The organism is Williamsia muralis (genome assembly GCF_051487485.1).
Classification (GTDB): Bacteria; Actinomycetota; Actinomycetes; order Mycobacteriales; family Mycobacteriaceae; genus Williamsia; species Williamsia muralis_B.
In genome coordinates this window covers 470,992-492,136 of record NZ_JAHVCV010000004.1, presented here as the reverse complement: position 1 = coordinate 492,136, position 21,145 = coordinate 470,992, and the positions used below count along the sequence as shown (strand labels likewise).

Below are 21,145 nucleotides of genomic sequence, written 5' to 3'. Positions count from 1 at the left end.
GGTCATGCAGCGCGGTCCGAGGACCGACGTCATCGGTGTGCCCCCTTTTTCGCCGGTGAGCGAGGCAGGTACCGGGCAGCTAACGTTACGGCCAGTAATGGCCCGGTATGAAAGGTCCCAATGCGCATAGCACTGCTGTCTTACCGGAGTAAGCCACACTGCGGAGGACAGGGCGTCTACGTGCGCCACCTTTCGCGGGAACTCGCATTGCTGGGCCATCAGGTCGAGGTCTTCTCCGGGCAGCCCTACCCCGATCTCGACGACGAAGCGGTGGCTGCCGGCGTCACCCTGACCAAGGTGCCGAGCCTCGACCTCTACAACGACGTGAATCCGTTCCGGACGCCATGGCCGTGGGAGATCAAGAGCTGGATCGATGCGCTCGAGGTGCTCACGATGTGGACGGCAGGGTTCCCTGAGCCGCTGACGTTCAGTCTTCGTGCGGCTCGTCTGCTGCGTCGCCGCACCGACGATTTCGACGTGGTGCACGACAACCAGTGCCTGGGGTACGGCCTGCTGCAGATCGAACGCAGTGGTCTGCCAGTGGTCGCGACCATCCACCACCCGATCACCCGTGATCGCGAACTCGCCGTGAAAGCCGCCAAGGGGTGGCGCAAGCTGACGGCCCGCCGCTGGCACGCATTCCTGCGGATGCAGGGCCGCGTCGCCCGGCGAATTCCCCGGCTGCTCACGGTATCTCGCAGCAGCGAGGTCGACATCCGCAAGGCTTTTGCCATTCCGGAGGGCCGGCTCACCACCATCCCGCTGGGCGTGAACACCGAACAGTTCCGGCCGTCGCCGGAGCGGGTCGCCGGGCGCATCGTCTGTGTTGCCAGTGCTGACGCCCCGCTCAAGGGGGTCTCGTACCTTCTCGAGGCGGTCGCGAAGGTGCGGGCGGAACGGCAGGTCGAACTGGTCCTGGTGTCCAAGTTGGTCGAGGGCGGTCCGTCGGACACCCGGATCGATCAGCTGTCCATCCGCGACAGCGTGCAGGTGGTGTCCGGCCTGGACGACGACGAGCTCGCCGAACTCCTGGCATCGGCCGAAGTGGCTTGCGTGCCTTCGCTTTACGAAGGCTTCTCGTTGCCGGCGGTGGAGGCGATGAGTTGCGGTACGCCGCTGGTCGCCACCCGCGCCGGGGCGATCCCCGAAGTGGTGGGCGAGCAGGAGGAAGCGGCGCTGCTGGTACCGCCGATGGATTCAGGTGCCCTGGCCGAGGCGCTGGGCAAACTGCTCGACGACTCCGAGCTGCGCACCCGCCTCGGCGAAGGTGGTCGGGCACGGGTGGAAGAGCGTTACAGCTGGGCGGCGGTCGCCGCGAAAACGGCTGAGAACTATCAAAAAGCGATCGATCAGTTTGCTCGAGGAGGCAGCGTTGCTAACCGTTGATTTTGATCGACTGGGCGTAGGACCGAACACCAAGGCCATCGATATCGGTGCGGGGCAGGGGCGGCACTCGTTCGAGATGTTCCGGCGCGGCGCCGATGTCATCGCATTCGATCAGTCCGAGAGCGACATGTCCGAAGTCGCCGAGATGTTCGACGCGATGATCGCCGAGGGGCAGGTGCCGGCTTCGGCCAAGGCCCGCGCCGAGGTCGGTGACGCGCTGCGGCTTCCCTTCGGTGACGGGGAGTTCGACGTGGTGCTCATGTCGGAGATCCTCGAGCACATCCCCGACGACACCGACGCCATCTCCGAGATGGCCAGGATCCTGGCGCCCGGCGGTCTGGCCGCCGTGACCGTTCCGCGGTACTGGCCGGAAAAGGTGTGCTGGACGTTCTCGGACGAATACCACGCCAACGAGGGTGGCCACGTGCGCATCTACAAGGCGTCGGAACTGGCCGGAAAGCTCAGTGCCGCAGGTCTCGAGGTCACCGGCACCGGTCACGCCCACGCGCTGCACGCGCCTTACTGGTGGCTCAAATGTGCTGTGGGAGTGGAGAACAACGACAATCCGCTGGTCAAGGCCTACCACAAGCTCCTGGTGTGGGACATGATGTCGGCGCCCAAGCTCACCCGCGTCGGCGAGCAGGTGCTCAACCCGGTCTTCGGCAAGAGTGTGATCATCTACCTGCGCAAACCGGCTGATCACCCGACCACCGCGTCCGGCTCCGGCTCCGACTGAGCATGACGCCGATCCCTGAACTCGCGGACCTGATCAGCGCCGAAGAGTGCCTGGCCACCGGGCGGGCGATCGCGGCGATGCAGGAAAGCACCGGCGCGATGCCCTGGTTCCCGGGCGGTCAGACCGACCCCTGGGACCACATCGAGTCAGCGATGGCGCTCAGCGCCACCGGCTTGATCGCCGAGGCAGAGGCGGCGTACGAATGGTCGCGGCGTACCCAGCGCGCGGACGGGTCGTGGGCGATCCGCACCGTGCTGGGCACCGTGACCGACCACAACACCGACAGCAACTTCTGCGCCTACGTGGCGGTCGGGGTGTGGCATCACTACCTGATCACCGGTGATGACCGGTTCCTGGAGAAGATGTGGCCGATGGTGTGCTCGGCCATCGACCTGGTGATCAAGTTCCAGGCGCCCGATGGCCAGATTTATTGGGGCGCAACATATCCTCTGCCCGATCAGTCGTCGGGTACGTATCCGGGGATCTATCACGAGGCTCTCATCACGGGGAACTCGAGCATTCATCAGGCACTCGGATGCGCGGTATCGATCGCCGAGGAGCTGGGCCAGCCGGCCGAGGCGTGGGAGGCTGCGCAGACCAGGCTCGGGCACGCGCTGCAGAGCCACCCCGAACTGTTCGCCCCGAAGTCCGAATACTCGATGGACTGGTACTACCCGGTGCTCGGCGGTGCCGTCCGCGGCCGTGCCGGGCAGGAACTGATCGCCCAGCGGTGGGACGACTTCGTTGTCACCGACTTGGGCATCCGTTGTGTCGATCATCGCCCGTGGGTGACCGGCGCCGAGACCTGTGAGCTCGTCTTGGCTCTTGATGCACTCGGTGACGTCGCGGACGCGACCGCCTTGCTCTCGGACATGCAGCATCTGCGGGACCCGGACGGCTCGTACTGGACCGGTCTGGTGTTCGCCGACGGCAAGCGGTGGCCGGTGGAGAAAAGCTGCTGGACCTCGGCAGCGGTGGTGCTGGCCGTGGACGCGCTGAGCCGTACAACCCCTGCCAACGGCATCTTCCGCGACGCCGATCCGCTCGCGGACGCCCCCGGTCTGCACAAGTTGGCCAAATATAGAACGTGTTACTGTCTGTCTGCCTAGACTGGTGTCCAGGCACCGGTCCATGACCGGTTTGGAGCTGCAGCGGGAGGCACGATGGACTTCGGGATCGTCCAATTCACCAGCGACCGGGGCTTGGCTCCGGCCACGTTGGCACCTTTGGTGGAAAACGCCGGTTTCGACGCGTACTTCGTACCGGAGCACAGTCACATCCCGACCAAGCGGGATGCCGCCCACCCGCAGACCGGCGACTCGTCGCTGCCCGACGACCGCTACATGCGCACCCTCGACCCGTGGGTGTCGCTGAGTGGGGCGGCAGCGGTCACCAGCCGGATCCGGCTCGGTACCGCGGTGGCACTGCCCGTCCAGTCCGACCCGATTACCCTGGCCAAAATCATCGCGACGCTGGACCATCTGTCGGGTGGCCGGGTCACTCTCGGCGTCGGGTTCGGATGGAATCTCGACGAACTCTCCGACCACCATGTGCCGCCGAAGCGCCGTCGCACGATGCTGCGCGAGTACATCGAAGCCATGACAGCGTTGTGGTCGCAGGACGAAGCCGAGTTCGCCGGGGAGTTCGTCAACTTCGGTCCCAGTTGGGCATGGCCGAAAACCGTCCAGCAGCCGTCGCCGCCCGTCCTCGTCGGAGCCGCGGGCAACGAGAAGAACTTCAAGTGGATCGCCAAGAGCGCTGGCGGTTGGATCACCACGCCGGGCGAGCAGGACATCGAGGCGTCGGTGGTGTTGCTCAAGCAGATCTGGGCCGACGCCGGTCGCGAGGGTGACCCACAGATCGTGGTGCTCGACTTCAAGCCGGTGGCCGAGAAGCTGGACAAGTGGCGCGAACTGGGCGTCACGACGGTTCTGTACGGAGTGCCCGACGACAGTGAAGAACGTGCCGGCGCCTACCTGACCAAACTGGCCGGGAAACTGGGACTGAGCCCGGCGACGGTATGATCACCGAGCGGGTCGTCGAGGCCCCGGAGTTTCCCGAACTCGGTTGTTATGGGCTGGCCGGGCATTCTGCGAGCCCGCACGATCTCGTCGACGAGGTTCAGCAGGCCGAGAAGCTGGGTCTCGGCTCGGTCTTCCTGTCCGAACGTTTCAACGTCAAAGACGCTGCGGTGCTGGCCGGCGTCGCGGGTGCGGTGAGCCGGCACATCGGGATCGCCACCGCGGCAACAAATCACAACACCAGGCATCCGCTGGTGACGGCGACGATGGCAACGTCGATGCACAGGCTCACCGGCGGTCGCTACGCCCTCGGACTCGGACGGGGTTTCAATCTCCTGTTCGATGTGATGGGTGTTCCGCGGGTGACCTCCGCACAGATGGAAGACGCGGCCGGCATCTACCGCACCCTGTGGAAGGGTGAGGCGGTTGTCGGACACGATGGCCCGGCGGGGAAGTATCCGTTCCTGATGCAGGATGCGTCGTTCGACGAAGACATTCCGTTGATGCTGATGGCGATCGGTGATCAGACCCTCAAGCTCGCGGGGCGAATCGCGGACGGCGTTGTGCTGCATACGTTCTTCAGCGACGAGACACTCGAACGTTCGGTGGCGATCATCCGCGAGTCGGCGGCCGAGAGCGGCCGGGACCCGGCGACGATCCGGATCTGGTCGGTGCTTGCGACCGTCGAGGAATCGATCCCCGAGGAGTTGCGTCTGCGCAAACTCGTCGGCCGGCTGGCGACCTATCTGCAGGGATACGGTGAGGTGCTGGTCCGGTCGAACGGCTGGGATCTGGCCGACCTCGAGCGATTCCGCAATGATCCTTTTGTGCAGGGCTTTTCGGGGGCATTCGACGCCGTGGGCACTGTCGACGACCTGACCAGGATCAGCGCCCTGCTTCCCGATCACTGGCTTGCTGCCTCGGCCACCGGCAATGCGGCCCAGTGCGCCAACCGAATCGCAGACCAGTTCACCGCAGGCGCCGACAGTGTGATCCTGCACGGCGCCACCCCAACCGAGCTCGCGCCGGTACTCGATGCGTGGCGCTCCATCCGCCCGGGTGATCGATTCGACCGCCTGCCCGCCAACCCCGGAAGGGCCTTGCCGTGATCACCGAGATCGTGACGTCCGCCGAAGATCTGACCGCCGCCTGGGTGTCGGCAGCGCTGGGCCGAGAGGTCGAGTCGATTGACGCCGCCGCGGTCGGGACAGGCCAGATCGGTACGTGCTACCGGCTGGACCTCACCGGAAGTGATGTGCCTGCACGGCTTCTCGCGAAGTTGCCAGCGTCAGACCCGGCAACCCGGGAAATGCTCTCGGGCGTCTACCGCTCTGAGGTCCGTTTCTACACGGTGATCGCCGAGACCGTTTCGATTCGGGTACCGCGGTGCTTCTACTCGGCGTCATCGGAGACCGGTGCGGACTTCACGCTGCTCCTCGAAGACATGAGTCCGGCCGAGCAGGGCGATCAGCTGGCAGGCTGCACTGTGGATCAGGCGCGCGATGCCGTGATCAATCTCGCCGGCCTCCACGGCCCCCGGTGGTGCGACCCGACCCTGCTCGACATCGATGGGATGTCCATCAACGGCCCCGACGATGCCAAGATGATGGCCGAACTCTACGGTCCTGCGACGGAGATTTTCGTCGAGGCGCTCGGTGACCTGATCGCCGACGAGGATCGCCGGACGTTGTGGGAATGCGTGGACGTCTGCGAGGCCTGGACGCTGGGACGAGCCGAGCGCTTCGGTCTGGTACACGGCGACTACCGGCTCGACAATCTGCTCTTCCCACCGGATGGCGGGCCGGGGGTGTCGGCAATCGATTGGCAGACATTGAGTTTGGCGCTGCCGGCACGCGATCTCGCATACTTTCTGGGGACCAGCCTCTCACCGCAGCAGCGGCGCGCCCACGAATCGGCACTGGTCGCGGACTACCACCAAGCGCTTGTGTCACAGGGTGTGACCGGCTACGACCTCGATGCGTGCTTAAACGACTATCGGTTCGCGATGGTTCAGGGCCCATTGGTGTCGGTGTTCGGGTGCGCTTACGGAAGTCGCACCGATCGTGGCGACCGGATGTTCGCGGCGATGGTGGCGCGATCGTGCGCTGCGATCCGCGATCTCGGGACCATCGCGTTGGCAGCCGGATCCCCGACGAGCTGAAGGTCGGCTGATGCCAGGCGCTGCTGAGGGTAAGACGCGCGTGATCCAATGGGCCACCGGGGCAGTGGGTGTCGAGGCCCTGCGCGGCATCCTCGACCACCCCGACCTCGAACTGGCCGGTGTCAGGGTGTACTCGAGCGACAAGCATGGTGTCGACGCCGGTGTGTTGGCCGGCCGGTCGACGGTGGGCGTCACCGCTACCGCCAGCTTCGACGAGGTGTTGCAGTCGGATGTCGATTGTGTCCTCTACACACCCCGCAGTCCGTCGATCGATGATGTGTGTGCACTCTTGGCGTCCGGGAAGAACGTCGTGACAACATCATTCGGTTTTCACACCGCACGTACTGACGGTGCTGACAAGGATCGCCTGCGCAAGGCCTGTGAGGCGGGCGGAACGTCGTTGCACGGTACGGGCCTCAACCCCGGCAACCTCGGAGTGGTGTTGCCGTTGGCATTGTCCGGGCTGACGCGCGACATCACGAACGTGAAAGTTCAGGAGCGGGCCGATTGGTCGGTGTACGAAAGTCTGGACATAACGTTCGACCAGATGAGGTTCGGAAGTCCGGTCGACGAGGTGACACCGGAGTGCACAAGCCTGAAGTTCACCAGTGATTTGTTCCGCGAGCAGGTGTGGCTCGTGGGGGACGCTTTGGGTTTTGACCTGGACGAGGTGGTGACCGACCTGCAGGTGATCCCGGCGTCCGTCGACCACGAGGTCTTCGGTCGCACGCTCAAGGCGGGCACGGTGGCAGGTCAGTGGTGGCGGTGGACCGGTCGCTCAGCGGGGCACATCCGCGTCGAGGTGGAGGCCGTGTGGACGGTAGGGGAGCGCCCGCCGTCGGATTGGCCAGCGCCTCAACATGGTTGGACGATCACACTCGAGGGCACCCCATCGGCTCAGGCCCACATCGTCACACTCGCCAGTTTCGTTCGTGATGTCTCCCTGGCCGAACACGTGAACGCGGCCAGCGTTGCCACTGCCGCTCAGGCCGTCAACTCGGTGGCTGCAGTGGTTGCCGCACCACCGGGGTTTGTCACCATCGCGGATTTGCCCCTGATCCGGAACCGTCATGCGGCGGCCAGCGCGAGCTGAGCTGTGGTTCGCGTTCAGGCCGTGAATCCGTGTGGACGTGTTGTAAACGTTTGTCCGTACTGGGTTGTCCAGGTAATTGATCGGTCGGTGTGCATACGCGATGCCCAGTAGCCGAGTGTTTTGCGTTTGTGGTCCGGGCGGCACGCAGCTTCGAGGTTTTCCTCGATCGTCCATCCGCCTGATTCGGGATCGGCGTGGTTGAACGGGATGATGTGGTCGATTTCGCAATCGGCAGCTGGTGTTGTGCATTCGGGTGCGCGACAGGTGCCGTCGCGCGCAACGATGAACTCTCGCAGTGCCTGTGAGGGCTGGTAAGTGAGAGCTCCAGGTGGTGGTTCGGTAAGTCCGCCGTGGCCGTCGGCTGGGAACAGCCCGGGTGGTGGCGACATCGCGCCGGGCTTACGATGGCGGCCCTGAGCGAAGTTGTTCGCTTCTTGAAACAGTCCTTGCCAGGTGGCGTCGGCGGCGAGTTGTCGGGCCAGAGCGGGATCGATGACACCGTAACCCTCGAGAAACGGAACTCGTCCGACCAGGCCGGCCAACGTTTGGGCGTCGGTGTGGATCTTGATCAACGGTTTGGGTGATGCGGGCGTCGGGTGACGGTCTTTTTCGGGGCAGTCATCGCGCTCGCAGATGCAATCGAGGTGGCCCCAGCCCCGCATGACTGCAACGAATGCGTCAGCTCGTCGTTGGTGAGGTTGACGTCGGTCGCGGGCACAGACGGAGTCCATCACTGCCCTTATCCGGCTGTCGAGTTCGGCGGCTTCGGCGGCACTGATGGTAGCCGAGACGTTTGCCAGCCCGTTCAGATCTCGAGACGACCGATAGTCGCGATGTGGCTCTACTGATCTGCGCCGCTCAGCAGCACCATGGGGGTCGGCGGCGATGACCAACCGGTCGAGTTCGTCGCGCAAGGTGGTTCGAGGAAGTCGTTGCCGGGCAATGACAATCGCCTCGGGTTCGAGTTCGGGCAGCAGGTTGTCGTCCAGGCCCTGTAGTGCGGTGACAATCTCGCGGACATGAGTAAAGCCGATGTCGCCTGCCTCGAAAGCCGCCCTCGTGTGGTGGAAACGGTCGCGTAGTTGCAGTCCGTTGTCGATATAGATCTCGGCCATAGTGCGCGAGATATCGAGGAGCATCGACACCTCGGCCACCGGTATACGGGCGGCTTTGTCCAGGTTCCCTGAGATGGCGAGTTCTTCCTGCACCCGCAGGTCTGCGAGTTCGACAACGTCCGCGATTTTTCGTGCGAACCGCCGGTTCTCCTCCCGCGGAACCAGTAGCAAATCCTCGGCCAACTGTGCAATCCGAGTTCCCCCCTCGACCAGCATCATGACCCCAGTCTAGAGACGGGGTCTGACAATTTTTCGAGCGAACAAGGCTGCCTCGCAACGCTTGTCGGCCCGCATCGTGCGCCGAAAGATCTACCCCAACAACAACTCGCCGCTCTTGACCCCGGCGACCACGCCTCCGTCGACGAGGAGATCGGTACCGGTGATGAAGCCGGCCTTCACCGGGTCGAGCAGGAACTCGGCTGCAGCAGCCACGTCTTCGGCGGTGCCGAAACGGCCGGCCGCAGATTGGTTCACCATCGCCTCGTACGCCTGATGCGCAAACGAGGCGTTGAACTCGGCCCAGCCCATGGCGGTGGCGATGACGCCGGGGCTGATGCAGTTCACCCTGGCGCCGCGCCGCGCCCATGCCGGCGCGGCGTACTGGACCCGTAACTGATTGCCGCGTTTGCAATAGCCGTAGGTCAGGGCTCGGGTCAGATCGTCCGGCAGGCCCGTGATGTCCAGGACTTTGGCTGTAGACAATTCGTTGGCGGGCGCTGTCGCGAGTATCTTTGCCGCCTCTTCGTCGACCGCGGCACCGAGGATATGACCGGCGACGCTGGCGATGTAGACGCCTGCGCCACCCTCCTCGATCACACTTCCGAACACATCCAGCGACAGCGCCGTCCCGACGAGATCCACCTCGATGATCCGAGCGGCCGGGGCCTGGGCGGGGGAGAGACCGGCCGTGTGGACAAGCCCGGTGATCGAGCCCAGGCCGAGGGCGAACTCGGCGAGACGGCTCAGTGACTCGCGGTCGCTGACATCGACCTGTTGGGTGTGCACGTCGTACCCGTTGTGTCGCAAGATTTCTCCGAGCGACTCGAGTCTGTCGACGTCGAAGTCGGCCAGGACAACCGGACGCCCGGTGCCCAAGCGCCTCGCTATCGCTTCACCCATGCCGCCCACGCCGATGACAACCAGAACAGATTTCGACATCAAGCACTCCTCGTTTTGCCCGGTCGCCGCGGGGCGCCGGGGTTGTTTCAGGTCGGGCCGGACTGCAGGCCGGGCAGCACGTACCGGCGGATGTACCGCAGAACGGCCGCGTCGTCGTCGGGGTCGAGTGTGTCGCCGGGAACGGTCGCGATGCTGATGAGCGAACGCGCCACCCATTCCGAGGCCTCGACGATGTCGATGTCGGGATGGAGTTCGTTCTTCTCCTGGGCGATCTCGAGGTAGGGCCGCCAGAACGCGGCGAGGTCGGGAACCAAGCCCTGCACACCCGCGCCCGCACAGGCGGCGAACTCCTCGGGCTCATTGACCCGCAGCTTCATCAACAAGGCTCCGGGAGCGTCGTATGCGCTGCGGCCGATGCGCACGCCGGCGGCCACCCGGCGGTCGAAACCCTCCACCTCGGCCAGTGTCGAGTGTGAATCCGCCCAGAATGTCTCGTTCAATCGGACGATCGCGCCGCCCAGCAAGGCCGACTTGTCCGGGAAGTGGCGATAGAGCCATGCCCGCGACACCCCGGCCACCTCGGCGACCTCGAGCACGGTGGTTGCGCGAATACCTTTGGCGGCCAGACACTGTTCGGCGGCATCGAGAAGCCGATCGTGCACGCTGCGGGTGTCGGCGGTGTCGGTCACGGGCGATGGGTCCTCGCTGTTGTCGGCCGGGCAGGGGGCAAACGTACCAAAACGCGTAGACAGATTCTCGATTCTGTGTACTCTCCGTGTGAACAGGTTCTAGTTTCTGTCTACTTCGCTCACTAGGAGCCGCTATGCCAGGACCCACCACCGCCATCATCGGCGCCGGAATCAGCGGACTGACCGCCGGCAAGATGCTGGCCGACTACGGCGTGCCGTACACGTGCTTCGAGATGTCCGACCGGATCGGCGGCAACTGGGCGTTCGGAAACCCCAACGGGCACAGTAGCGCTTACCGCTCTCTGCACATCGACACTTCGAAACACCGGCTGTCTTTCCGTGACTTCCCGATGCCGGAGGACTACCCGGACTTCCCGCACCACACGCAGATCAAGTCGTACCTCGAGGACTATGCCGAGGCGTTCGACCTCAAGGACAACATCGAGTTCGAGAACGGCGTGAAGCATGCCCGGCGTCTGGACTCCGGGGGCTGGGAACTGCAGACGCAGGACGGGCAGACCCGGCTTTTCGACTTCCTGGTGGTCGCCAATGGGCACCACTGGGACCCGCGCATGGCGGACTTCCCCGGCGAGTTCACCGGTGAGTCGATTCACGCCCACCACTACGTCGATCCGCAGACCCCGCTCTCGTTCACCGGCAAACGGATCCTGGTGGTGGGTATCGGCAACAGTGCAGCCGACATCGCGGTGGAACTGTCGTCGAAGGCGTTGAGCAACCATGTGACGCTGTCCACCCGGTCCGGTGCCTGGATCGTCCCCAAATACATCGCGGGCCGTCCTGCCGACAAGTACTTCAAGACCAGTCCTCACATCCCGCTGTCATGGCAGCGAAAGCTGGTGCAGCTCGGTCAGCCGCTCAGTGCGGGGCGACCGGAGAACTTCGGGCTGCCCACTCCCAATCACAAGTTCTTCGAGGCGCATCCGACGCAGTCGGTGGAACTGCCGTTGCGGCTCGGTTCGGGCGATGTCATTCCCAAGCCCAACGTCAGTCGCCTCGACGGGGCCACAGTGCATTTCGACGACAACACACAGTCCGACTTCGACATCATCATCTACGCCACCGGGTACAACATCACCTTCCCGTTCTTCGACGAGGACTTCGTGAGCGCTCCCGACAACCACATCCCGCTGTACAAGCGGATGTTCAAGCCCGGCATCGACGATCTGGCCTTCGTTGGATTCGCCCAATCGACACCCACGTTGTTCCCGTTTGTCGAGTGCCAGTCCCGCCTCGTCGCGGCGTACGCGGCCGGTCGTTACCGGCTGCCGCCGGTGGCCGAAATGGAAGAGGTCATCATCAGCGACCAGCAGAAATACACCGGCCACATGCTCGATCGTCCGCGGCACACGCAGCAGGTCGATTTCTTCATCTACGAGCACGACATGAGGGTGAAGGAATTGCCGACGGGGTTGCGCCGCGCCAAAGAATTGGGTGCACCAGCATGGGCGGGGGTGTCCTGAGATGAGCTCAGCCGAGAACACTTTCAGCGACGTCAGCTTCGAGTCGGACGGAACCCGTTGCGCTGCGTGGCACTTCACCGCGACCACTGATGCGCTCGATGGCCCGGCCGGCCGGCCGGTGGTGGTGATGGCGCACGGGTTGGGCGGCACCAAGGATTCCGGACTCGGGCCTTTCGCCGAGAAGATCGCCGCAGCAGGCATGGACGTGCTGGCGTTCGACTACCGCGGCTTCGGAGACTCCGACGGCTCCCCACGGCAGACGGTGTCGATCAGCGGCCAGATCGACGACTACCGCGCCGCGATGACAACCGCGGCCGCCCTGCCGGGTGTGGATCCGAACCGGATTGTGCTGTGGGGGGTCTCGCTGTCCGGGGGTCACGTGTTGACCGCGGCCGCGGGCCGCGACGACGTCTGTGCGGTCGTCTCGCTCACACCGCTGGTGAACGGCGCTGCCGCCGGCCGCCTGGCCTTCGCGCACCACCCCGTGTCGGCCATCGCGAAATCAACGGCAGCAGGCGTGCGCAGCCGCCTGTCAGGCCTGCGCGGCGGCGCCGGGGTCATGATGCCGATCGTGGGCAGCCCGGGCGAGGTCGCTGCCCTGACACTGGACGGTTCCTACGCGGATTACATGGCCATCGCAGGGCCCACCTGGCGCAACGAGATCGACGCAAGCATCGGGCTCGAGCTGGGTCGCCTCCGGGCCGACAAGTCGGCCAAGGATGTGCGGTGCCCGGTGCTGGTGCAGGTGGCGGACTTCGACCGCAGTGCACCGCCGCACGCCGCAGGCAAGGCGGCGTTCACCGCGCGGGCCGAGGTGCGCCACTACCCGTGCGACCACTTCGGTGTGTGGCCCGGCCAGGACTGCTTCGAATCGGCCGTGGCACATCAGATCTCGTTCCTCCGCAGGCACCTGAAGGCAACGGCGAACGACGTACCCCGGCAAGAGTCCCCGGCTGCCGCCGAACCCGTGGCCGCCGGCTGACGCCGCTGCCGAGCCCCCACAAACGACCAGTTCCGAACAGATCGAGGTAACGATGGCCGACACGATCCAGCAACTTCTCCGCCAACGCGCTGACGACACGAATGTGGCGGTGAAGTACGGCGACCAGACGTGGACCTGGAGCGAACACATCGCCGACGCCGAAGCGCAGGCATCGGCGCTGATCGGCGTCGCAGACAAGGGCCGCCCCCTGCACGTGGGTGTGCTGCTGTCCAACACCCCGGACATGCTCAGCGCCATGGCGGCTGCGGGTCTGGGTGGCTACATCCTGTGCGGTATCAACAACACTCGGAGGGGTCCGGGCCTGGTCGCCGACATCGTCCGTGCGGACTGCCAGATCCTGATCACCGATGCAGAGCATCTGCCACTCCTGGACGGTCTGTCGCTGCCGGGCGTACGGGTCTTCACCACGGACTCGGCGGAGTGGACCCAGCTCAAGCGCGACGCGGGACCTCTTGTGCCGCATCACGAGGCGCAGGTCACCGACACCTTCATGATGATCTTCACCTCGGGAACCAGCGGTGATCCCAAAGCGGTTCAGGTGGCGCACATGATGGTGCTGTTCGCCGGTCAGATGCTGGTGGAGAAGTACGAACTGGGTCCGGCCGACACGTGTTACCTCTCGATGCCGCTGTTCCATTCCAACGCGGTGCTCGCCGGCTGGAGTGTGGCTGTCAACGCCGGGGCCGCCATGGCTCCGGCCACGTTCTCGGCGTCGCGGTTTGTCGACGACATCCGGCGTTACGGCGCAACGTACATGAACTACGTCGGCAAGCCACTGGCGTACGTGCTGGCCACCGAAGAGCGACCCGACGACGCGGACAATCAACTACGGGTGGCCTTTGGCAACGAGGCAACCGACCGCGACATCATCGAGTTCGGACGGCGTTTCGGCTGCACCGTCTGGGACGGATTCGGCTCCACCGAGAGTGCTGTCATCATCACCCGCGAAGAGGGCACCCCCCTGGGGTCGATCGGCAAGGGTTTTCCGGGAGTCGCGATCTACAACTCCACCACCATCGAAGAATGCGCCGTGGCGCAGTTCGACGAATCGGGCGCGCTGGCCAATGCCGATGAGGCCGTCGGCGAACTGGTCAATCTCGAAGGGGCAGGGTTCTTCTCGGGCTACTACAACGACCCCGGCGCCACGGAGGACCGGATGCGTCACGGGATGTTCTGGTCCGGAGACCTGGCCTACCGCGATGCCGACGGGTGGATCTACCTGGCCGGCCGTACCGCTGACTGGATGCGGGTCGACGGAGAGAACATGGCTGCCGCACCGATCGAGCGGATCCTGCTGCGCCTACCAGAACTCAATCGGGTTGCCGTGTACGCGGTTCCCGACGTCGCGGTCGGCGACCAGGTGATGGCCGCGATCGTGTTGCAGGACGACGCCACGCTCACCCCGGAGCGATTCGAGGAGTTCTTGGCGGCACAGCCCGACCTGTCGCCCAAGGCGTGGCCGCGTTACGTGCGAGTGGCAGACGATCTGCCGTCCACCGCGACGAACAAGGTGCTCAAGCGTGCCCTGGTGGCCGAAGGGCCGACCCCGGGTACCGGTGAACTGTGGATCCGGGAGGCGCGCGGCACCTCCTACGACATCGCCAGCACGGCGGTGCACTAGACGCCAGAAGGCATCTGCGGGGCCAGAAAGTCAGGCCCCGTACACGTCCGGGCCCACCCGGCGGGTCATCCGCCGGTATCGGGTCATGGACCAGGGCCAATTGTGGGTGTCGAGCCCGTCCGCTTGCTTGTACCAGCTGTCGCATCCCGACGCCCACACCGTGCCCGGTTGCCTCGTGCGCACCGCGGTCATGAAGTCGGCGAACACTTTTCGGCGCACTTCGAGAACGTCCAGGGCGCCGCTCCGCAGACGCTTGACCGCAGCGACGACGTGGTCGGCTTGGGCCTCCATCAGGTAGATCACCGACCCGGAGCCGAGATTGGTGTTGGGACCGTACATGAAGAACAGGTTGGGGAAGTCGGGCACCGAAAGTCCCAGGTAGGCCTCGGGGGCGCCGGCCCACTTGTTGTGCAGTGTCAATCCGTCTCGACCGGTGATCGACACGCTTCCGGCGAACCCGGATGTGGCAAAGCCCGTGGCGAAGACCACAACGTCGATCGGACATGGCCCGGCATCGGTCTCGATTCGTCCGGGCCGGACACCGATGATCCGCTCGTTGGACACGGTGACGTTCGGCCGCTGCAGGCTCTCGTGGTAGCCGTCCGCGATCAGGATCCGTTTGCATCCGATCCGGTGGTCCGGAGTGAGTGCTGTACGCAAGCCCGGATCACGTACTTTGTGCCGCAACATGATCCGGTGGATCAGCGCAAGCGAGGTGAGCATTCGGGGCCAACGCCAGAAGAACATGCCGAAGAACTCGAGGTAGAGCCACATCAGTTGCCGAGCAGCTCTCCTGAGCAACGGGCACCGCCGGTACACCGCGCTGGTGCCGGGACCGTACGAACCGTCCGGTTTCGGGAACACGAACGGTGCGGAGCGCTGGAACACGGTGAGGTGTCCGACCTCCTGCGCGATGGCCGGGATCACCTGGACGGCGCTGGCCCCGGTGCCGATGACGGCGACGCGCTTCCCTGCGAGATCAACATCGTGCCGCCATCGCGCAGTGTGAAAGGCCGGGCCGGAGAACGTCTCCAGGCCGTCGATGTCGGGAACAACCGGAATGTCGAGTTGGCCCGTCGCACAGACCACAACCTGCGCGTCCACCCGGGAGCCGTCGGTCAGCTCGAGCTCCCACCGGTCGTCGAGCCACGTCGCCGACGTGACGCCCACGCCCAGGCAGAACCGCTCGGTGATCCCGGCCTCGTCGACGCAGCGCTGAAGATAGTCACGGATCTCCGGACCGGGCGCGAAGCGCCGAGACCAATCGACCTGCTGGGCAAAGGAAAAGCTGTACACGTGGGACGGTGCGTCGCAGGCGGCACCCGGATACGTGTTGGCCTGCCATGTACCCCCCACGGCTTCGGCCTTGTCGTAGACCACGAAGTTACCCTCGCCGGCGGCCTGCAGCTTCAAAGCCACTGCGATGCCGGAGAATCCGGCTCCGATGACGGCAGTCCCGACCGATGGATGCGCCTGCGGATCGTGAGCAGTGCTCACCCCGGTACCACTCCACCCAACTCGGCGGTGATGTCGTCCGCGGTGTCCCGCAGCCGGTGACCGATGTCGCGGAGTTCGCCACCCGTGATCGCTTCCGGCACGTCGAGCAGGCACAGCGATCCGACAACCGTTCTCTCGCGGTCGAAGACAGGTGAATTGACCGAGAGCGGTCGGTAGAGCTGGGCGTCGTCTATCTCACCGACGAGCATCTCCACGTTGAGTCGTTCCTCCTGCCCGCGGGTGAACCGGGACGCGCGCTCGGAACCGTAGGCGATGGATGTCGCCGAGACCGCAACGTCGCGGAAGGCAGCGGGCTCGGGCGGATACTGCTCCACCGCAAAGCGCCGGTCCCGGATGAGGTCGAGCACCGCCCGATACCGGCTCGAGTCCTCGGCGACAACGGGATTGCGGTCCAGCCACGCGGTGATGGCGAAGTCGTCGGCCCACGCCACCAGAACCGAACCCAGCGGTGGCCGATGGGTGATCTTGTCCCCGGCCCGCACACCGAGGAGCGGGCGGTCGTCCGGTTCGGGATGGGCGACCTCCGCGACCACGAGGTCGCCACCGGACGGCACGATCAGGCAGCACACGTTGCCCGACTCGATAGCCAACCGCGACATGGGTTTACGGGCCGGCGCGATCGCGTTGATGGCGATCCGCGCCGAATCACCAACGGGGGCGAGCCGGGGTCCGAGCCGATAGGTCTTTTTGGTCGGGTGTTTGACCACCCAGCCCACTCGCGTCAGCTCGGTCAGCATCGGGAACAGTGTCGCCTTGTCTGCCCCCAGGGTTCGCGAGATGTCGGCGAGGCTGCGCCCGTCGGTGGGGCGGTCGGCCAGGTACTCGACGATCTCGACCAACCGCTCGGTCTGGGGTGAACGTCTGACCATCAAACACCCATTGCTGCCACGTGTTTGAGGATGTCGGGATATCTGCGGGTGTGCGCGCCGCCGTTGAGGTCGAATGCGGCTCCGCTCACCCAGGACGCACGGTCTGAGGCCAGGAATGCCACCATCTCCGCCACTTCCTCCGGTTGTCCACTGCGGCCGAGGGGTGTGTTCTCGATGTAGTCCTCGGTGAGACCAGGAACCAGGGCCAGGCCCGCGACGAGTGGGGTGTCGACCAGGCCGGGGGAGATGGCGTTGACCCGGATTCTCCGCTCGCCAAGTTCGAGGGCCGCGACCTCGGTCAGCATCAGCACACCGGCTTTCGCGGCGCAGTACGCAGCCATGCCCGTTCCCGGCTGCCGGCCGTTCAGCGATGCGATGGTGATCAGGCTCCCGCCGTCCGTGAGATGTCTGGCCGAGTGTTTGGTCACCAGGAACGCCCCGGTGAGGCAGACATCGATGGTGGTCTGCCAATCGGCCAGGGCCAGGTCGGTTATGGCGCCGGGGATCGTGAGTCCGGCGCAGTTGACGACGCTGTGGAGCTGACCGTGTTCGGCCACGATCTCGGTGAAGGCGCGGCCGACGGATTCCTCGTCCGTCACGTCGAGCCGCTTGGACGTGACCGACGGGCCGATCTCGGTTGCCCGCTGTGCGGCCTGCTCGGCGTTGATGTCGGCCAGGACAACGGTGTCGCCGCCTTCGGCCAGCAGTCGAGAGGTTGCGAGTCCGATTCCGGAGGCGCCGCCGATGACAAGCGAGACCTTGCTGTGGGTGCTGATGATGGCTCCTGTGTTCTCGCTGGTGCCGGTCAGCCGACCAGCACCTGTTGCGGTTCGATGAGTACTTTCTGCTGATTCGACGGCGACCCCAGTTCGGCGATCAGCCGACCGAGGTCATCGAGCCCACCGCGCCCGGTGATGAAGTCGGAGACGTCGATCCTGCTTTGCTGCAACAGTTTTGCGGCAAGTGTGAACTCCTGCCTGGTGTAGTACGAGACGAAGCTCATGTCGATGTCCTTCACCACGCCGGCGACGGACATGAAGCCGTCCTCTTCGAGGCACACTCCGGCCACCACGATCCGGCCGCGGGGTGCGACGGATTCGAGGCAGGCGGCGATCATCCCGCGCGAGCCCACACATTCGAAGACGACGTCGAAACCCTCACCTGGGTGATCGGCGGTGGGATCGACAACCGAGGACGCGCCATAGAGGACCGCTGAGGTACGCCGGGAGGCGACCGGATCGGACACCACGATCTCGTCGACGCCTTGGCGGACTGCCCAGAGCAGGATGGCGATACCGACCGGCCCCGCGCCGATGATCAGGACACGATGACCGGGCTTGATGGCCCCGCGGGCAACGGCGTGCAACCCCACGGCCAGAGGCTCGGTGACCGCGCCGACCGCGCTGGGCGCGCCGTCGAATCGAACCGTCTCGCGGGCGCTGACCCGGATGTACTCGGCGAAGCCGCCGGCGCGTCCACCCAGGCCGAACGCCTCGACCTGTGTGCATCGGGCCACGTCCCCGCACACGCAGGAAAGGCATGTGCCGCAACCGCTCACAGGCATCGCGGTCGCCGGTGTGCCGATTTGCCATTGAGCGGCGACATCGCGCCCGGCCGCGACAACGGTGCCGGAGAACTCGTGTCCCATGATCGTGCCCGGGGGCAGAAAGGGTGCGGTCTTGATGTCCGACCCACAGATGCCGCACGCGCTCACCTCGAGGATCAGATCGTCGGGGCCGGGCGTGGGATCGTCCACCTCGCACACCGAGAACGTCCCGGTGTCGACCACAGCTGCCCGCATGTTCGCTCCCCGATCACGGACGGTGCGCGCACCGTCCATCGATGCGACCCACGTCACATTTGTTCCGTCATTAGTTCACAGCAGCGAGGTACTGTCAACGACAATGCCGCGTGTGAGTGTCAAGTGGCGCAACCGCTTTCGAAAAGTGTTTGCACTGTGCAAATCATTGGTGGGCCGAAGCCTGCTCAGTAGACTGCCCCGGTGACCAATGGGACAAACGGCGGCGGGACCACGTCGGAGCAGGTGACTGTCGGTGATCTGACGTTCGACATCTCGGTGTCCCGGCCGGAGTCACCGCCGGCTGGGACCGTGCTGATGCTGCACGGGTTCCCCGAATCGCGAGCATCGTGGAGAGCTGTTGCCGACCTCCTGCGGGACGCCGGGTACGCGACGATCGCACCTGATCAGCGCGGCTACTCGGCCGGCGCCCGCCCCGTGGAGGTCGACGCCTACCAGCTCGACGAACTCGTCTCGGACGTCATCGCGATCTGTGACGCACTCGGGCTGGACACCGTGCATCTCGTGGGACACGACTGGGGAGCTGCCGTCGCATGGACCGTGGCCGCGCGGCATCCCGAGCGGATCTCGTCGCTGACCGCTGTATCCGTGCCGCACCCCGCAGCTTTCGCGTGGGCCAAGAGCGAAGACCCCGAGCAGCGGGAGCACTCGGGGTACATGGAGTACTTCCAGATACCGGACGAGCCCGAGTTCAATCTGCTGGCCGACGATGCCGCTGCGTTGCGGATGGGTTTCGGGGATGCGGTTCCCAGTGATGTGGCCGACCAGCATGTGCGGGTGCTCAGCGCTCCGGGGGCGATGACCGCCGCCCTGAACTGGTACCGCGCTCAGACCCCGGCGAGCGAAGACGTTCCCGTCGTCGACGTCCCGACCACGTTTGTGTGGAGCTCGGGCGACATCGCGATCGCGCGGGCCGGAGCCGAGCGATGCGGCGAGTTCGTGCGTGGCGACTACCACTTCATCGAGATCCCAGATGCCTCGCACTGGCTGCCCGACGAGCATCCGGAGGCCATCGCCGACGCGATACTCTCGCGCATCGGCCGGTCGCCGGCCACCACGGCACGAGGGGAAGCGCGGACATGACACCACCGATGACAACGACTGCGGGTCGCGACAGGAAGGTCGCCTGATGGGCGCCGAGTTCGCGGTGCTCAGCGGGGGTGCCGGCCTGTCGTTGATGTCGGCCGTGCCCGGGCCCGACCTGGCCGGCGCCGGGTATGACGAGGGTGAATACGCGGTGTCGGGGGTGGCGACGAGGTACACCGCCGCCGACCTGCCGGTCGATGGCCGTTTCGACATCGAGCCGGTCGACGACGCCGAGTTCATCACCCGTGTGGTCACGCGGGCGCCCGCCGACGCCGATCGCTTCAACGGAACGCTGGTGGTGGAGTGGCTGAACGTCAGCAGCGGACAGGACGCGGCGCCCGACTACACCTATCTGAGCGAGGAGATCGTCCGGGGCGGATACGCCTGGGTGGGGGTGTCGGCGCAGTTCTCCGGCGTTCAGGGTGGCTCGGCGACGGTGGCCGTCGGCGATGGCGCGCCGAAGGGCCTGGTCGGTGCCGACCCGGAGCGGTACGGCGGCCTGCATCACCCCGGCGACGGCTACAGCTATTCGATCTTCTCGACGATCATCGACACCTTGCGAAACGGTTCTGCGACCCCACTGGCACATCTCGACATCCAACGGGTGCTGGCGGTCGGTGAGTCCCAGTCCGCGCTCGCCATGACCACGTATGCGAACGGCGTCCAGCCGCACGACCGTCTCGTCGACGGGTTTGTCATCCACAGCCGGGCAGGCGCCCCGATGCCGCTCGGGGAACCTGGCCGGGCCATCGATCTCGTCGCCGCTCTGGGAGCTCCCGCCGTACGAATCCGCGACGATCTCGATGTCCCGGTGATCCTCGTGCAAACCGAGACCGACATCTTGGGTCATCTCTGGTACCACCCTGCCCGACAAGCTGATTCGGCCCGACTTCGACTGTGGGAAGTCGCAGGCAGTGCGCACGCCGACCGATTCCAGATCGGCGATTTCGAGACGTTCCTCGGATGTCCCACCGCGGTGAACGACGGCCAGCAACGCTTTGTCGTCCGGGCGGCCCTGCGTCACCTCGCTGCCTGGGTGAGCGACGGGCGCGAGCCGCCTGCCGCCGAGCAGATGGCGGTGGACAACACCGGGCCCACTCCGCGGTTTGTCACCGATGCGGTGGGCAACGTCGCCGGGGGAGTGCGCACCCCGAGCGTCGAGGTCCCGACGTCGGTCCTCAGCGGGTTCAGCACGGCCACAGCGTCTCGGATCTGCCAGCTGTTCGGGTCTACCGTCCCGTTGTCGCCGTCTGAACTCACCACGATGTACGGCACACCCGAGGCCTATCTCGAGCAGTACTCGGCTGCCGCCGACCAAGCGATCGCGCGTGGATTTGTCCTCGCCGAGGACCGCGCGGAGATCCTCGGTGATGCCCACCGGGTCGCTGCCGGATGGTCGGCAGGCCGATGAAGGCGTAGATCGACGGC

Annotated in this window: 19 protein-coding genes; 12 read left to right on the top strand and 7 right to left on the bottom strand. The window is 65.5% G+C overall.

What is annotated here, in order from left to right; translation table 11 throughout:
• Positions 1–120: 120 nt before the first annotated feature.
• Genes KXR83_RS13590 through KXR83_RS13560 form a run of 7 tightly spaced genes read left to right on the top strand, consistent with a single transcriptional unit; the run spans position 121 to position 7,397 of the window.
• Positions 121–1,386 carry a glycosyltransferase family 4 protein gene (locus tag KXR83_RS13590; protein WP_437425262.1) on the top strand — a complete coding sequence of 422 codons (1,266 nt, stop codon included), beginning with the start codon at positions 121–123 and terminating at the stop codon, positions 1,384–1,386.
• On the top strand, positions 1,373–2,122 hold the full coding sequence (locus KXR83_RS13585; protein ID WP_437425261.1) for a class I SAM-dependent methyltransferase: 750 nt from the start codon (positions 1,373–1,375) through the stop codon (positions 2,120–2,122). The genes KXR83_RS13590 and KXR83_RS13585 overlap by 14 nt, the downstream gene beginning before the upstream one ends.
• 2 nt (positions 2,123–2,124) lie before the next feature.
• Positions 2,125–3,231, top strand: coding sequence for a prenyltransferase (locus KXR83_RS13580; protein WP_437425260.1), 1,107 nt, complete (start codon positions 2,125–2,127; stop codon positions 3,229–3,231).
• Positions 3,232–3,285: 54 nt separating this feature from the next.
• Complete coding sequence (locus KXR83_RS13575; protein WP_023954162.1) at positions 3,286–4,146, top strand: LLM class F420-dependent oxidoreductase; 861 nt, start codon at positions 3,286–3,288, stop codon at positions 4,144–4,146.
• A complete protein-coding gene (locus tag KXR83_RS13570) occupies positions 4,143–5,252 on the top strand; it encodes a TIGR03857 family LLM class F420-dependent oxidoreductase (RefSeq protein WP_437425259.1) in 1,110 nt (369 codons plus the stop codon). The genes KXR83_RS13575 and KXR83_RS13570 overlap by 4 nt, the downstream gene beginning before the upstream one ends.
• Positions 5,249–6,304: a phosphotransferase gene (locus KXR83_RS13565; RefSeq protein ID WP_437425258.1), complete on the top strand. Its 1,056-nt coding sequence runs from the start codon at positions 5,249–5,251 to the stop codon at positions 6,302–6,304. The genes KXR83_RS13570 and KXR83_RS13565 overlap by 4 nt, the downstream gene beginning before the upstream one ends.
• 10 nt (positions 6,305–6,314) lie before the next feature.
• On the top strand, positions 6,315–7,397 hold the full coding sequence (locus tag KXR83_RS13560) for an NAD(P)H-dependent amine dehydrogenase family protein (protein ID WP_437425257.1): 1,083 nt from the start codon (positions 6,315–6,317) through the stop codon (positions 7,395–7,397).
• A 14-nt stretch (positions 7,398–7,411) separates the two neighbouring features.
• Here KXR83_RS13560 and KXR83_RS13555 read toward each other — a convergent pair whose 3' ends face one another.
• From KXR83_RS13555 to KXR83_RS13545, 3 genes are all read right to left on the bottom strand, one after another.
• Positions 7,412–8,731 carry a DUF222 domain-containing protein gene (locus KXR83_RS13555; protein ID WP_437425256.1) on the bottom strand — a complete coding sequence of 440 codons (1,320 nt, stop codon included), beginning with the start codon at positions 8,729–8,731 and terminating at the stop codon, positions 7,412–7,414.
• A gap of 90 nt (positions 8,732–8,821) precedes the next feature.
• Entirely contained in the window at positions 8,822–9,670 is an 849-nt protein-coding gene (locus tag KXR83_RS13550; RefSeq protein ID WP_437425255.1) for an SDR family oxidoreductase, read from the bottom strand.
• A gap of 47 nt (positions 9,671–9,717) precedes the next feature.
• Positions 9,718–10,320, bottom strand: a complete 603-nt coding sequence (locus KXR83_RS13545) for a TetR/AcrR family transcriptional regulator (RefSeq protein WP_437425254.1) — start codon at positions 10,318–10,320, stop codon at positions 9,718–9,720.
• A gap of 134 nt (positions 10,321–10,454) precedes the next feature.
• Between KXR83_RS13545 and KXR83_RS13540 the strand changes: the two genes are divergently transcribed.
• Genes KXR83_RS13540 through fadD1 form a run of 3 tightly spaced genes read left to right on the top strand, consistent with a single transcriptional unit; the run spans position 10,455 to position 14,425 of the window.
• Positions 10,455–11,801 carry a flavin-containing monooxygenase gene (locus tag KXR83_RS13540; protein ID WP_437425253.1) on the top strand — a complete coding sequence of 449 codons (1,347 nt, stop codon included), beginning with the start codon at positions 10,455–10,457 and terminating at the stop codon, positions 11,799–11,801.
• Between the two features lies 1 nt (position 11,802).
• On the top strand, positions 11,803–12,783 hold the full coding sequence (locus tag KXR83_RS13535) for an alpha/beta hydrolase (RefSeq protein ID WP_437425252.1): 981 nt from the start codon (positions 11,803–11,805) through the stop codon (positions 12,781–12,783).
• A 52-nt stretch (positions 12,784–12,835) separates the two neighbouring features.
• Positions 12,836–14,425: a fatty-acid--CoA ligase FadD1 gene (fadD1, locus tag KXR83_RS13530; protein ID WP_437425251.1), complete on the top strand. Its 1,590-nt coding sequence runs from the start codon at positions 12,836–12,838 to the stop codon at positions 14,423–14,425.
• Between the two features lie 30 nt (positions 14,426–14,455).
• Here fadD1 and KXR83_RS13525 read toward each other — a convergent pair whose 3' ends face one another.
• From KXR83_RS13525 to KXR83_RS13510, 4 genes are read right to left on the bottom strand one after another with little or no spacing between them, the layout of a single operon-like run.
• Positions 14,456–15,922 carry a flavin-containing monooxygenase gene (locus KXR83_RS13525; protein WP_437425250.1) on the bottom strand — a complete coding sequence of 489 codons (1,467 nt, stop codon included), beginning with the start codon at positions 15,920–15,922 and terminating at the stop codon, positions 14,456–14,458.
• Positions 15,919–16,812 (bottom strand): IclR family transcriptional regulator, encoded by an 894-nt coding sequence (locus KXR83_RS13520; protein ID WP_437425249.1) that lies wholly within the window; start codon positions 16,810–16,812, stop codon positions 15,919–15,921. The genes KXR83_RS13525 and KXR83_RS13520 overlap by 4 nt, the downstream gene beginning before the upstream one ends.
• Entirely contained in the window at positions 16,812–17,588 is a 777-nt protein-coding gene (locus KXR83_RS13515) for an SDR family NAD(P)-dependent oxidoreductase (RefSeq protein ID WP_437425378.1), read from the bottom strand. Before KXR83_RS13515 ends, KXR83_RS13520 begins: the two co-directional genes overlap by 1 nt.
• A 29-nt stretch (positions 17,589–17,617) precedes the next feature.
• On the bottom strand, positions 17,618–18,670 hold the full coding sequence (locus KXR83_RS13510) for an alcohol dehydrogenase catalytic domain-containing protein (RefSeq protein WP_437425248.1): 1,053 nt from the start codon (positions 18,668–18,670) through the stop codon (positions 17,618–17,620).
• 144 nt (positions 18,671–18,814) lie between these two features.
• On the opposite strand from KXR83_RS13510, the gene KXR83_RS13505 reads away from it, so the two are divergent.
• Together KXR83_RS13505 and KXR83_RS13500 are read left to right on the top strand one after the other, a co-directional pair.
• Complete coding sequence (locus KXR83_RS13505; RefSeq protein ID WP_437425247.1) at positions 18,815–19,714, top strand: alpha/beta fold hydrolase; 900 nt, start codon at positions 18,815–18,817, stop codon at positions 19,712–19,714.
• A 46-nt stretch (positions 19,715–19,760) separates the two neighbouring features.
• On the top strand, positions 19,761–21,128 hold the full coding sequence (locus tag KXR83_RS13500; RefSeq protein ID WP_437425246.1) for an alpha/beta hydrolase domain-containing protein: 1,368 nt from the start codon (positions 19,761–19,763) through the stop codon (positions 21,126–21,128).
• The last annotated feature ends 17 nt before the right edge of the window (positions 21,129–21,145 follow it).

Bases quoted from the DNA above. Each gene is read 5' to 3' on its own strand.
- KXR83_RS13590 (WP_437425262.1), top strand. From the start codon at position 121: ATGCGCATAGCACTGCTGTCTTACCGGAGTAAGCCACACTGCGGAGGA.
- KXR83_RS13580 (WP_437425260.1), top strand. From the start codon at position 2,125: ATGACGCCGATCCCTGAACTCGCGGACCTGATCAGCGCCGAAGAGTGC.
- KXR83_RS13575 (WP_023954162.1), top strand. From the start codon at position 3,286: ATGGACTTCGGGATCGTCCAATTCACCAGCGACCGGGGCTTGGCTCCG.
- KXR83_RS13570 (WP_437425259.1), top strand. From the start codon at position 4,143: ATGATCACCGAGCGGGTCGTCGAGGCCCCGGAGTTTCCCGAACTCGGT.
- KXR83_RS13560 (WP_437425257.1), top strand. From the start codon at position 6,315: ATGCCAGGCGCTGCTGAGGGTAAGACGCGCGTGATCCAATGGGCCACC.
- KXR83_RS13555 (WP_437425256.1), bottom strand. From the start codon at position 8,731: ATGATGCTGGTCGAGGGGGGAACTCGGATTGCACAGTTGGCCGAGGAT.
- KXR83_RS13550 (WP_437425255.1), bottom strand. From the start codon at position 9,670: ATGTCGAAATCTGTTCTGGTTGTCATCGGCGTGGGCGGCATGGGTGAA.
- KXR83_RS13540 (WP_437425253.1), top strand. From the start codon at position 10,455: ATGCCAGGACCCACCACCGCCATCATCGGCGCCGGAATCAGCGGACTG.
- KXR83_RS13535 (WP_437425252.1), top strand. From the start codon at position 11,803: ATGAGCTCAGCCGAGAACACTTTCAGCGACGTCAGCTTCGAGTCGGAC.
- fadD1 (WP_437425251.1), top strand. From the start codon at position 12,836: ATGGCCGACACGATCCAGCAACTTCTCCGCCAACGCGCTGACGACACG.
- KXR83_RS13520 (WP_437425249.1), bottom strand. From the start codon at position 16,812: ATGGTCAGACGTTCACCCCAGACCGAGCGGTTGGTCGAGATCGTCGAG.
- KXR83_RS13500 (WP_437425246.1), top strand. From the start codon at position 19,761: ATGGGCGCCGAGTTCGCGGTGCTCAGCGGGGGTGCCGGCCTGTCGTTG.